The sequence below is a fragment of the Streptomyces sp. HUAS 31 genome (assembly GCF_028198125.1).
Classification (GTDB): Bacteria; Actinomycetota; Actinomycetes; order Streptomycetales; family Streptomycetaceae; genus Streptomyces; species Streptomyces chartreusis.
On sequence record NZ_CP116353.1, the window covers coordinates 4,185,731 to 4,197,717 of the forward strand.

Below are 11,987 nucleotides of genomic sequence, written 5' to 3' on the forward strand. Positions count from 1 at the left end.
GCGTTAGAGCAAGCGTGCGTCCATGCCTACTAACGTGTCAACCCCTGGATGTACCATTAGCTCCATGAGCGATTCCGCACCGCTGACCGGAGAGCCCCTGGCCCTGGACCTGGTCAACACCCGGCCGTCCACCGGTGACCTGCTGACCACGCCCGACGGGCTGCGGGCCTGGTGGGTGCTGGAGGCGGACCGGCTCTCGGAGGACGTGCCGGAGGAGGTCGGCGGCGCGGATCTGGCCGCGGTGCTCGCCGTGCGGGAGCACATCGCGCGCGCCCTCGACCGGGTGCGCAGGGGGGAGCGGCCCCCGGACGAGGACGTCGAGGGGCTCAACCGGGCGCAGCGTGCCGCGCCGGCGATCAGTGAGCCGGTGTGGGACGGGTCGGCGGTGGCCGTCGTACGGCGGCGCGAGGGCTCACCCGGGGCGCGGCTGGCCGCCGGGCTGGCGGAGGCCGCCGTGGAGTTGCTGGCGGATCCGGCGGTCGGCTCGATCCGCAAGTGCGAGGCCGACGACTGCGTGATGCTCTTCCTGCCCGCCCATCCGCGCCGCCGCTGGTGCTCGGCCGCCCGCTGCGGCAACCGGATGCGGGTCGCCCGGCACTACCAGCGTCACAAGGGGGGACGGCCGGAGGCCGGCTGAGCGGGAACCGGCGCCCTCACGGCTTCCGGCCCACCCCGCAGTACGCGTCCACCGCGGCCGTCGCCGGATCCGCCGGCCCGTGGGTGTCGGGGCGCCACTCGGGGACCTGGACGATGCCCGGGTCCACCAGGTCAAGGCCGTCGAAGAAGCCGGCGATCTCACCGATGCTGCGGACGTGATACGGCACGGCGCCGCTCGCGTTGTACGCCTCCGACGCGGCGATCATGCCCTCACTGGTGGCCGTGCTGTCGCTGATCACCAGGTGACTGCAGGCCTGGAGACCGGCCAAAAACGACCACACGCACGGTGAGGTTCTGGCCATCCTTCGAGTCGGCGCCGGGACCTCACTGGTCCAGATACGTGAGCACCGCCAGCACCCGCCGGTTGTCGCCGTCCGTCGGCAGCAGCCCCAGCTTGGTGAAGATGTTGCTGATGTGCTTGGCGACGGCCTTCTCCGAGATGAACAGGCCCTGCGCGATACCGGCGTTGGAGCGGCCCTGAGCCAGCCACTCCAGCACCTCGCGCTCCCGCTCGGACAGGCTGCCCACGGCCTCGTCGCGCTCCTTGCGGACCAGGAGCTTGGAGATCACCTCGGGGTCCATCGCGGTGCCGCCCTCGGCGACCCGGCGGATGGAGTCCAGGAACTGGGCGCCGTTGGTGACGCGGTCCTTCAGCATGTAGCCGACGCCCCGGCCGCCGCTGGTCAGCAACTCCCGCGCGTAGAGCGGCTCGACGTACTGGGACAGCAGCAGCACCGGCAGGTCCGGCATCTGCTCGCGGGCCGCCAGCACCGCCCGCAGCCCCTCGTCGGTGAACGTCGGCGGCAGCCGGACGTCGACGACCGCGACGTCCGGCTGCTCCCTGATGAGCGCGTCCAGCAGTTCCGTACCGTTGTCCACCGCGGCGACGACCTCGTGGCCGTAGGCGCCGAGGAGGCGGATGAGTCCGTCCCTCAGGAGGAAGTGGTCTTCGGCGAGGGCAATACGCACGGAAGCTCCATCGTCACCATGGTCGGTCCGTTCACCGGACTGTTCACGGCCAGCACCCCGTCGAAGGTGGCGAGCCGGCGTTCGATGCCCCGCAGGCCGCTGCCGCGCGAGACGTCGGCGCCGCCGTGACCGTCGTCGGTGACGGTGATGCGCAGCATTCCGCGATCGTAACGGATGTCGATCCAGGCCCGGTCGGCGCCGGAGTGCTTGGCGACGTTGGTCAGGATCTCCGAGATCGCGAAGTACGCGGCGGACTCGACCGGCATCTCGGGGCGGCCCGGCAGGTCGACCTGGACCTCGGTGTTGACCGGGCAGACCATGGCCAACGCCCGTACGGCATCGGCGAGTCCGCGGTCGGCGAGGACCGGCGGGTGGATGCCTCGGACCAGGTTGCGCAGTTCCTCCAGCGCCTTGGAGGAGGACTCGCGCGCCTCGATGAGCAGGGCTCGCACGGCCTCCGGGTTGGTCTCCAGGAGGTGTTCGGCGGCGTCCAGCGTCATGCCCATCGCGACCAGGCGGGCCTGCGCGCCGTCGTGCAGGTCACGTTCGATGCGGCGGATCTCCGCCATCTGCGTGTCGACGGCGTCGGAGCGGGTGGTGGCCAGGTGCTGGATGCGGCTGGCCATCATCTCGCTCTCGCTCGGGGCGAGCATCGAGCGGGTGTACAGGGCGTGCCGGCGCACGGCGCGCGGCGCCGACCACAGGGCCAGCGGTAGCTGGAGCACGCCGAGGACACCGGCGAGGACGGCGGTGGCCTGGCCCTCGATCGGGATGAACTGGTACCACAGGCCGTCCCACTCGACGGACAGCGGAACCCCGAAGAAGGCGAGGAAGACGCCCCACACCCCGCTGAGGATCAGGGCGAGCGGGAAGAAGGCGAAGAACGCGCCGGCCAGCGGGTCGACGAGCACCCACACCCATTCCCGCCGGGTCTGCGGGTCGCTCATGATCCACCGGTAGCGGGCGGCCGCCCCGGAGGCGCCCTCGGGCACGGGCGGCAGCGGTCCGGGCGGGCCGGGGATCTCCACCCCCGACCAGCGCAGCGCCAGTTCGCGCTGGCGGGCCGCCAGGTTGCGCACGCCCTCCATGGCGCGCGGCACCACGCCGAGGCCGGGGCCGACGAGCCAGATCGCACCGGAGACCGCAAGGGACCTGCCGAAGGCCGACATGGACATCCAGCACAGGGCCATCGCCCGTCGCAGTCCCACTATTCCGGCCGCGACCGAGAATCCCCTGATCTCGTCCGGCGGGCGGTTCACCCCGAGCTGCATCGTGCGGTCCATACGACTCGCTCCTCTCTGCTGCCTGTGCGGTTCAAGGGCCGAAGCGCCCGTGCCCTCATTGTTGCGACCGTCGGGGTGCCGGCGCGGTGGGAAAAACTCCCCTCTTGCGCGGCCGAAAAGGGGTGCTTCTTCTACCCGCCCGCGGTTGCGGGAGCGATGAACAGGGACAGCGTGTCCGCCACACAGGCCGACTGCGGCTGCCCGTCGACCTCCACCTGGACCGTCATGCGTACGGCGGCGAGGTGGCCGGCGGGGGTCTCGCGGACGCCGGTCAGCTTGGCGCCGCCGCGCACCCGGGCGCCGACGGGGACGGGTCGCGGGAAACGCACCTTGTCCAGGCCGAAGTTGACGCCCATCTCGATCCTCTCGATGTCGAAGATCGCGCGCATCATCTCCGGCAGCAGCGCCAGGGTCATGTAGCCGTGCAGGATGGTCCCGCCGAACGGGCCGCTCGCCGCACGCTCCGGGTCCACGTGGATCCACTGCAGGTCGCCGGTGGCGTCGGCGAACTGGTCCACCTTGTGCTGGGTGATCTCCAGCCAATCGCTGTAGCCCAGGTGTTCACCGGTGGCGGCGGAGAAATCGGCCAGACTGGCGAAAGATCTCATGATTTCGATTCTGTTGTGCGGCCTGGGGAAGGGACAAGGCGCGCCTCGGCCAGGGAACCGGGCCGTCAGCGCGCCGTCAGTCGTTCGTCAGCGGATACGTCGGCGGTGCCGTCAGCCGTACCGCTTCATCTCGTGGAAGAAGCCGGGCACGGTGTGCAGTTCGCCGGCGTCCGCGACCCGGTCGTGGACGTACTTCGCGACGGCCAGGTCGAGCACGCCGAGCCCGAACGGCGAGAAGATCACCGGCCGGTCGGCGGGCGGGGAGATACGCCCGGTGAGCACGTCGTACAGCGTGCCGGCGACGAAGTCGCGGTGGCCGACGCGCTGTTCGGCGAGGTGCGGTGAGGTGCCGGCCTTCATGCAGTGCTCGATGTCGTCGACGGCGTTCCAGGAGTCGAGGACGATCTCCGGGGACAGATCGCGCAGGGAGACGTGCAGCACCAGCGGGTTGTGGCTGAACCACTGCGGGTCGGTGACGTGCGGTTCACCGGCGACGGTGGCGAAGACGACCAGGTCCGAGGCGCGGATGAGGTCCTCGGCCTTGTCGTGGACGGTGATCTCGACGTCGTCGCCCTCGGCCCCGCGGAGATAGCCGGTGAAGCCCTCGGCGTGCTCGGCGGACAGGTCGTGCACGCCGATCGCCTCGAAGTCGAAGCCGCTCGCGGCGAGGTAGGTGTGCAGATAGCGGGCGATCAGGCCGACGCCGATGAAGCCGACCCTGGTCGGCCGGGTGCCGCGTGCCGTGCTGAGCCGGTCGGCCGCCAGGGCCGCGGAGGCGGCGGTGCGGGCGGCGCTGATGATGGAGCTCTCCAGGCAGGCGAACGGGTAGCCGGTCTCGGCGTCGTTGAGGATCAGCACGGCCGAGGCGCGCGGGATGCCCGCGGCCACGTTCTCCGGGAAGCTGGAGATCCACTTCATGCCGTGCACGCCGACCTCGCCCTTGACGGACGCGGGCAGGGCGATGATCCGGGACGAGGGGCGGTCCGGGAAGCGCAGGAAGTAGGAGTCGGGGTTGACCGTCTGTCCCTCGCCGTGCAGCCGGTAGGCGGCCTCGACCGCCGCGACGACCTCGCTCTCGTGCCCGTCGAGCACCTCGTGCACCTGGGCGCCGGAGACCACGGCGAAGGGTGGGACCTGATTCATGGGAATGCTGCTCCTGAGAAGTGAGGGAAGGTCGTACGGGACTCGGGGCGCGGCCGTCAGCCGATGCGCGCGAGCCCCTTCGCGCCGTGCCGCGCACGCCCCCGGGACACCAGCAACGGGTCCCAGTCCGCGCGCCGTTCGGGCAGCCGGGACGGATCGCCGAGCACGGTGCCGGCGTACACCTCTGCCAGCAGCGGCCGGTCGAGGATCTGCGAGGCCACGGCCATGCCGCCGGTGGCGACACCGCCGACCCCGCTGCCGTAGCGGACGTTCTGCCCGACGACGTACAGGCCCTCGACGTCGGTGCGCACGTCGGGGCGGCGGCCGTCGGAGCCCCAGCTGGCCATGCCGTACGGGGTGCCGCCGCTGGCGCGGATGTAGCGCTCGTTGGTGAGCGGGGTCGCCGTCTCCACATGGGTGATGCGGTCCCGGATCGGGCCGAGGACCTTCTCGGCGGCGTCCAGGATCAGCTCGGTGACCTCGCGTTTGCGGGCGAGGTAGGCGGGGTTGCGGCGGTAGGGCTCGCCGTCGACCGGGCCGGCGTCGACGCCCCAGAACTCGTAGCCGGGCGGACAGCCCGTCATCAGCTGGAAGTTGCTGTGCCCGGGCGGGCACACGGCCGCGGAGCCGGCGTCCTTCAGGGACGCGAAGGAGAAGGCGAGCTGGGGCACGCGGTCGAAGACGCCGTCGCGTTCGTAGCGTTCCTGGACCGAGGCGTGGGCGTACTCCATGTCGTCGCTGTCGTGCCACCAGATGTTGGCGTTGGGCAGCCCCTCCAGCTCGGTGTCGAGGGCGACGTACACGGCGACGACCGCGCTGCGCATGGTCGCCCCGCGGGTCCGGGCCACGAGGTCGGCGGGGAAGGCCGCCTCCCCGCCGCACAGGTCGAGGACGGTGCGCCGGTAGTCGGCGTTGGAGACGACGAGCGGCGCGAACACCTTCTGCCCGTCGGCGAGTTCGACGCCGGTGGCGCGGCCGTCCTCGATGAGGATGCGGCGCACCTCGCTGCGGGTGCGCAGTTCGCCGCCGTAGGACTCGAGGGCCTCCACGAACGCGGCGACGAGGGTCTGGCCGCCGCCCTCGGGGTAGTACGCGCCGCGCAGGTAGTGGTCCATGATGTTGACGTGCTCGGCGAAGCCGATCCCGTCGGGCATGGCGCCGTAGTTGCCGGCCTGCGCGGCCAGCAGGGTGCGGCCCTTCGGGGACAGCTCGCAGTGGTCGAGTGCCATGCCGAGGGTGCGGCGGGTCCAGCGCATGGTCCCCGGGGACCGGCGGAACAGCTCGACCATCGACTCGCCCATGAGCCCGGCCCGGCTGGCGCCGGCCACGGCGGTCGCGAGGTCGATGAAGCGGTCGATGCGGTCGGCCTCGGCGGGCAGGGCCTGCTTGAGACGGGCGCGGTACGCCTCCCAGCCTGCCGGGACGTCCACGGTTGCCGTGGGCGTGATGATCCGGTCGAAGCCGCCCTCGTTGTCCATGGGCCGGAAGCTCACCCGGTCGCGCACGCCGAGCCCGTTCAGGACGGCCGGGAGCAGTCCGTCCTCGCCGCAGTCGCCGAGGTAGTGGGTGCCGACGTCGAACTCGTACTTGCGGCGCCGGCGGAACACATGCGCGTTGCCGCCCGCCACGTCGTGCTGTTCGAGGACGAGGACCCGGCGGCCGTCGGCGGCCAGATATCCGGCGCCGACGAGGCCGCCGATGCCGCTGCCGACGACGATCGCGTCGAATTGCCGGCCGTCGAGGTCCTGGGCGCCGCGCTTGTGTTCGCGCGTTCTGGCGTTCATCAGAAGGTGCCGCCGCCGTGGATCTCGAAGACCGAGCCGGTGATGTACGCGGCCCGCTCCGACACCAGGAAGGAGACCAGGTCGGCCACCTCCTCGGGCCGGCCGAGGCGGCCCAGCGCCACGTTCTTCAGCTGCTTCTGGAGCACCGCCTCCGGCATCTCGCCGACCATGTCCGTCTCGATGAGACCCGGCGCGACCACGTTGGCGCGTACACCGCGCGGCCCGCACTCCTTCGCGAGGGACTTGGTGAAGCCGATGATCCCGGCCTTGGAGGCGGCGTAGTTGGCCTGGCCGGCGTTGCCGTAGACCCCGGCGACCGACGACAGGTTCACGATGGCGCCCGACTTGCGCTTGCTCATGGAGAACGCGGCGGCCCGGCACACGTGGTACACGCCGTCGAGGTTGGTGCGCAGCACCTGAGTCCAGTCGTCCTCCGGCATCAGCACCAGCGGCCGGTCCCGGGTGATGCCGGCAGAGGTGACGGCCGCGTCGACGGGGCCGAGCTCACGCTCGGTGCGGGCGAACCAGTCGCGTACGTCGTCCCCGTCGGCGACGTCGCAGCGGGTCGCGGTGACCCGGGTGCCGTGCTCGGCGGCCTCCTTGGCGAGGCGCTCGGCGGCGTCCTCGTTGGAGCGGTAGCAGAAGGCGACGTCGTGGCCGTCCCGCGCCAGGCGCAGCACGATCGACCTGCCGATGCCCCGGGAACCGCCGCTGACCAGCGCGATCATCGCTGCTCCCCCATCAGTCGCAGGACCGCCACGGCGACGGCGCCGTCCCGGTCGACGGCGGAGACCAGGGCGATACGGCCCCGGGAGTCCGCGTCGGCCTCGGCGACCGCGAGCACCGCGGCGATCTGGAAGGACGCGGAGGCGGCACTGGTGTCGCCGAGCAGTTCCATGGACGGCACGCGGGAGAGCGCGTCGGCGGGCACGAGCGCGGCGAGGGCCTCGTGCTCGGCGCGTCCGGCGGCGGTGGGCGCGGCGCACGGCACGGCCGCCCACACCTCGCCGGCGTCGACGCCGGCCCGCTGAAGGGCGCGGCGGGCGCAGGCGGTGACGGCAGCGCCGGGGTCGTCGTCGATGTCGACGCGGGTCTCCACGCTCAGCACGGCGGCCAGCGGCGGGCGTTCGGCGGCCTCCGCCTGCTCGACCAGGAACAGCCCGCAGCCCTCCCCGAGCAGCGGGGCCGGGTCGCCGGAAGCGGTGGCGGTGTGCTCGAACCAGGCGTGCGCGGCGGAGAACTCCTCGGCGGAGCCCACCAGATACTTAGTCGCCCGGCCCTGCCCCATCAGGCGACGCGCGTAGTTCAGCGCGAGGAGCCCGCTGACCCGGCCGCCGGCGACCGTGGTGTTGGGGCCCTTGAGGTCGTGCCGGATGGCGGTGGCGCCGGCGGCGTGGTTGAGGCTGCCGAAGGGGATGCGGCCCGCGTCGACGTAGAAGGGGCGGGCGTTGGTGTACGACTGGCGCAGGAAGTCGGTGACGTTCTCCAGGCTGCCCATGGTGATGCCGAGGACGACACCGGTCAGCTCGTCGGTGGCCACGGCCCGGTTGCCGTCGGCGTCCAGGAGCAGTCCGTCGGAGGCGACCAGGGCGAGCGCGGTGAGCCGGTCCATCTTGGCGGTGCCGCGCGGGCCGAGCTGCTCCTGGATGTCGAAGCCGGGCACCGTGCACACGTCGGACGACGGCAGCGGCCCGAGGCCCGGGTCCGCCTTGACGGCCGTCTTGGCCCCGGCGCGCACCCCGGCGGCGAACTCCGCACGGCCGATGCCGTACGGCGAGACCGCCGACCAGCCGGTGATGACGGGTGTGCCGGGCGGCAGCGTGGCCTCCGGTCTGGCTGTTGCGGTGCTCATGGTCGACTCACTCCCCGTACGTGCCGAGTATCAGGACGGCGTTGTTGCCGGCGAAGGCGCTGGAGTTGTTCTGCACGATCCGCACGTCCGCCTCGACGGCCTGGTTGGGCACGACGTCGAGCGGGCAGTCCGGGTCGGTCTCGCGGTGGTTGATGGTGGGCGGGATGAACCCGTGCTCGATGGCGAGGCCGCAGGCGATGGCGCCGAGCGCGCTGGCCGCGCCCATCGAGTGACCGAGCATCGACTTCACGGCGACGGTGCGCGGCGGGGCGTCGCCGTACACGTCGACGATGGCGGCCGACTCGGTCTTGTCGTTGGCCTTGGTGCCGGTGCCGTGCGCGGAGATGAAGTCGATCTCCTCCTGCTTGACGCCGGCGTCGTCGAGGGCGAGGCGGATGCCGCGGGCGATGCCGTCGCGGTTGGGCGCGGTGGGGTGCGCGGCGTCGCAGGACAGGCCGTAGCCGAGGACCTCGGCGTGGATCCGGGCGCCGCGCGCCAGGGCTGACTCCAGGCTCTCCAGGACGAGGATGCCGGCGCCCTCGCCGGTGAGGATGCCCTGGCGGTCCTTGTCAAAGGGCCGCACCACGTCGGGGGTGAGCGCCCCGAACCGCTTGAACAGGGCGAACGCCTTGCGGCACACGGCGTCCGCGCCGCCGCACAGCGCGATGTCGACCTCGCCGGAGCGGATCGAGTCCAGGCCGTAGCCGATGGAGTAGTTGCCCGCCGCGCAGGCCGTGGTGACGGTGGTGGCCTCCACGTTCGGCATGCGCAGCTCGCGGGCGATGACGGTGGACAGCCGGCCCGCGTTGATACGGCGGGACAGCACCGGGTCCATCGCCTCCGGGTCCCCGGCGGCCAGCTCCTGCTCCAGCAGCACGGCGATGTCGTGCGACTCCCCGTCGGTGGTGCCGACGGTGATGACGGCCTGCCGCTCGCCGAGGTCGTCCTCGGTGAGCCCGGCGTCGTCCACGGCCATCCGTGCGGCGGCGACCGCGTACTGGCCGGCGCGGCCCATGTCGTCCAGGGGGACGTTGTGGATCCAGCGGCCGGGCTCGAAGTCGGGGACCTCGCAGGCGGTGTTCTGGCCGAAGCCCTCGGTGTCGAACCGGGTGATGGGCCGCGCTCCGGAGCGGCCGGACCGCAGCCCCGCCGTGTACTCCTCGACCCCCGTGCCGATGCTGGAGATCACCCCGAAGCCGGTCAGGACGACCCGGCGGCGTGCGGTTGCGGTGGACATGTGGGTTCTCCTCCCCCCGTGGGTTCTGCTCACCAACCGGCGGCCGCGGCGGTCACCTGGTAGGTGGCCTCCACATTGGTCATCTTGGGCAGCTCGTTCATGTCGATGACGATGGAGTACTCCATCTCCAGGGCGCTGAGGACGTCGATGAGCTTCAACGAGTCCGCGCCGAGTTCGTCGATGAACAGGGCGGTGTCGGAAAGCCCGTCGAGGTCGACGTCGATGTTTTCGGCGATGATTTCCCGGATACGGGAGAGGTGCTGGGGTGCGACCGTGGTCATTTGTTCGTTCCTCTCTTCAGGTTCAGCTCTGGCACGAAATTAGCCAGCGCCGGTGACTGCGCGCTGACGTCCAACTGATGGACCGCTGACAGGGGTTGCCGGTCAGCGTCCGACGGCCCGCCGGAAGCCCCGTACGCTCCCCGCGACCGCCACGACCAGCAGCGCGGACAGGGTGATGGCGGTGACCAGACCGGGGTGCTCGGCGGGGAATCCGCTGCCGGCGGCGCCCGCGGGGTCATTGCCCCACAGCCGTCGGCAGGTGGTGATGACGGAGGTGACCGGATTCCATTCGGCGACCGGGCGCAGCCAGCCGGGCAGGCCGCTCACCGAGACGTAGGCGTTGGAAAGGAAACTGAACACGACGAGGACTAGCGCGCCGGTGCCGTCGATGGCCTCGATGTTCTTCTGCGTGGTGCCGAGGAGAATTCCGACCCAGAGCATCACGTAGACGAAGGCGAGCAGGACGCCGAATCCGGCGGCGGTGCGCAGCACGCCCTCGTGCGGGCGCCAGCCGACGGCGAGGCCGACCAGGGACACCGTGGTGAGGCTGACGGCGCCGACGAACAGGTCGGACAGGGTGCGTCCGACGAGCACCGAGGCCGGCGAGATCGGCAGCGACCGGAACCGGTCCACGAGGCCGTGCCGCAGGTCGAGGGCGACACCGATGGCGGTGGGGCCGACGCTGGTCAGGCCGACCTGGATGGCGATGCCGGCCATGATGAAGTCCTCGTAGGCGACGCCTCCGGGGACCTGCATGGAGTTGCGGAACAGGTAGCCGACGGCGATCAGCATCACCAGCGGGTTCATGGTGACGAGGATCAGCCGGCCGGGCGAGCGCCGCAGATGCGTCAGGTGCCGGCCGGCCAGCGCGAGGGTGTCTCCGACGTGCCCGGCGAACGCGCCGCCGGAGGATGCGGGGCGGGTCGCGGTTGCCGTGGCCATCAGTGGATCTCCTCTTTCCGGTACCGGGTCTCCTCGGTCCCTTCCTTGCGGCCCGTGCCCGTGAGGTCGAAGAAGACGTCGTCGAGGGTGGGCCTGCGCAGTTCGAAGTCGGCGGTGGCGACGCCCTTCTCGCGCAGGGCCAGCGCGGCGCGGGCCACCTCGTCCAGGCCGTCGTCGCCCAGCTGGACCGAGACCCGGCGGGCGGCCTCGTCGACGACCGGGGGCCGGCCGCCGAGCGCGGCCAGGGCGGCCACCGCGTCGCCGAGGCTCTCCGGGCGGACCACGGTGACCTCCAGGCGTTCGCTGCCGACCTGCCGCTTGAGGGACTGCGGGGTGCCCTCGGCGATGACGCGTCCGGCGTCGATCACGGCGATGCGGTCGGCGAGTTCGTCGGCCTCCTCCAGGTACTGGGTGGTGAGCAGGATGGTCACGCCGTCGGCGACCAGGTCGCGCACCACGTCCCACAGGACGACCCGGCTCGTCGGGTCGAGCCCCGTCGTCGGCTCGTCGAGGAACAGCACCTCGGGCTCGCCGATGACGCAGGTGGCCAGGTCGAGCCGGCGGCGCATCCCGCCGGAGTAGGTGCCGACGGGACGGTCGGCGGCCTCGGTGAGCTCGAAGCGTTCGAGCAGTTCGGTGGCGCGCCGGGCGGCTCCGCGCCGCCCGAACCTGAGCAGCCTGGCGAGCAGCACGATGTTCTCGCGGCCCGTCAGGAGCTCGTCGACGGCCGCGTACTGCCCGGCGAGCCCGATGCGCCGGCGCACCTCGACGCTGTCGCGCACGACGTCGTGCCCGGCGACGGTGGCCCGCCCGGCGGACGGCTGGACGAGGGTGGCGAGGATCCGCACGGTGGTCGTCTTGCCGGCGCCGTTGGGCCCGAGCACCCCGAGCACGGTGCCGGCCGGCACGGACAGGTCGATGCCGTGCAGCGCGGTGTGCGACCGGTACGTCTTGCCCAGGCCCTCGGCGAGGATGGCTATGTCGGACGAGGACACGCTCAGCCCGCCTGCCGCTGGAGGCTGAGCGGACGCATGTCGGTCCAGTTGCTCTCCACGTGGGCGACGGCGGTGGCCCGGTCGCTCGCGTCGAGCGCCACCCGCCAGCCGTCGGGCACGGCGGCGAAGGACGGCCACAGGGAGTGCTGCCCCTCGTCGTTGACGAGGACGAGGAAGGTGCCGTCCTCGTTGTCGAAGGGGTTGGCCATGACGGTTCTCCAGATCTGTGCGGATGG

At 71.8% G+C, this 11,987-nt stretch carries 13 protein-coding genes and 1 pseudogene; 1 reads left to right on the top strand and 13 read right to left on the bottom strand.

The window, feature by feature from the left end:
* Positions 1-64: 64 nt before the first annotated feature.
* Positions 65-637: a CGNR zinc finger domain-containing protein gene (locus PGH47_RS18475; protein WP_271664354.1), complete on the top strand. Its 573-nt coding sequence runs from the start codon at positions 65-67 to the stop codon at positions 635-637.
* Positions 638-653: 16 nt separating this feature from the next.
* Here the strand turns inward: PGH47_RS18475 and PGH47_RS18480 are convergent.
* From PGH47_RS18480 to PGH47_RS18540, 13 genes and pseudogenes are all read right to left on the bottom strand, one after another.
* Positions 654-926 (bottom strand): annotated as a pseudogene (locus PGH47_RS18480) (SAM-dependent methyltransferase); the annotation flags it as partial.
* A gap of 55 nt (positions 927-981) precedes the next feature.
* Positions 982-1,626 carry a LuxR C-terminal-related transcriptional regulator gene (locus PGH47_RS18485; RefSeq protein ID WP_030955222.1) on the bottom strand — a complete coding sequence of 215 codons (645 nt, stop codon included), beginning with the start codon at positions 1,624-1,626 and terminating at the stop codon, positions 982-984.
* Positions 1,590-2,909, bottom strand: a complete 1,320-nt coding sequence (locus tag PGH47_RS18490) for a sensor histidine kinase (protein WP_107905908.1) — start codon at positions 2,907-2,909, stop codon at positions 1,590-1,592. Before PGH47_RS18490 ends, PGH47_RS18485 begins: the two co-directional genes overlap by 37 nt.
* Positions 2,910-3,040: 131 nt before the next feature.
* On the bottom strand, positions 3,041-3,517 hold the full coding sequence (locus tag PGH47_RS18495) for a MaoC family dehydratase (protein WP_030955220.1): 477 nt from the start codon (positions 3,515-3,517) through the stop codon (positions 3,041-3,043).
* Between the two features lie 111 nt (positions 3,518-3,628).
* Positions 3,629-4,660: a 2,3-diaminopropionate biosynthesis protein SbnB gene (sbnB, locus tag PGH47_RS18500; protein WP_271664355.1), complete on the bottom strand. Its 1,032-nt coding sequence runs from the start codon at positions 4,658-4,660 to the stop codon at positions 3,629-3,631.
* 56 nt (positions 4,661-4,716) lie between these two features.
* Positions 4,717-6,444 carry a phytoene desaturase family protein gene (locus tag PGH47_RS18505; RefSeq protein WP_271664356.1) on the bottom strand — a complete coding sequence of 576 codons (1,728 nt, stop codon included), beginning with the start codon at positions 6,442-6,444 and terminating at the stop codon, positions 4,717-4,719.
* On the bottom strand, positions 6,444-7,172 hold the full coding sequence (gene fabG / locus PGH47_RS18510) for a 3-oxoacyl-[acyl-carrier-protein] reductase (protein WP_271664357.1): 729 nt from the start codon (positions 7,170-7,172) through the stop codon (positions 6,444-6,446). The genes PGH47_RS18505 and fabG overlap by 1 nt, the downstream gene beginning before the upstream one ends.
* On the bottom strand, positions 7,169-8,296 hold the full coding sequence (locus PGH47_RS18515) for a beta-ketoacyl synthase N-terminal-like domain-containing protein (protein ID WP_271664358.1): 1,128 nt from the start codon (positions 8,294-8,296) through the stop codon (positions 7,169-7,171). Before PGH47_RS18515 ends, fabG begins: the two co-directional genes overlap by 4 nt.
* A 7-nt stretch (positions 8,297-8,303) precedes the next feature.
* Positions 8,304-9,533 carry a beta-ketoacyl-[acyl-carrier-protein] synthase family protein gene (locus PGH47_RS18520; RefSeq protein WP_125526283.1) on the bottom strand — a complete coding sequence of 410 codons (1,230 nt, stop codon included), beginning with the start codon at positions 9,531-9,533 and terminating at the stop codon, positions 8,304-8,306.
* Positions 9,534-9,562: 29 nt separating this feature from the next.
* Positions 9,563-9,814, bottom strand: coding sequence for an acyl carrier protein (locus tag PGH47_RS18525; RefSeq protein WP_107905915.1), 252 nt, complete (start codon positions 9,812-9,814; stop codon positions 9,563-9,565).
* Positions 9,815-9,916: 102 nt separating this feature from the next.
* The gene (locus tag PGH47_RS18530; protein ID WP_271664359.1) at positions 9,917-10,756 is read right to left on the bottom strand and encodes an ABC transporter permease; all 840 of its coding nucleotides are present in this window, start codon (positions 10,754-10,756) and stop codon (positions 9,917-9,919) included.
* On the bottom strand, positions 10,756-11,757 hold the full coding sequence (locus tag PGH47_RS18535; protein ID WP_271668091.1) for an ATP-binding cassette domain-containing protein: 1,002 nt from the start codon (positions 11,755-11,757) through the stop codon (positions 10,756-10,758). Before PGH47_RS18535 ends, PGH47_RS18530 begins: the two co-directional genes overlap by 1 nt.
* Positions 11,754-11,960, bottom strand: coding sequence for an MbtH family protein (locus tag PGH47_RS18540; RefSeq protein WP_107905917.1), 207 nt, complete (start codon positions 11,958-11,960; stop codon positions 11,754-11,756). The genes PGH47_RS18535 and PGH47_RS18540 overlap by 4 nt, the downstream gene beginning before the upstream one ends.
* Between the last annotated feature and the right edge of the window lie 27 nt (positions 11,961-11,987).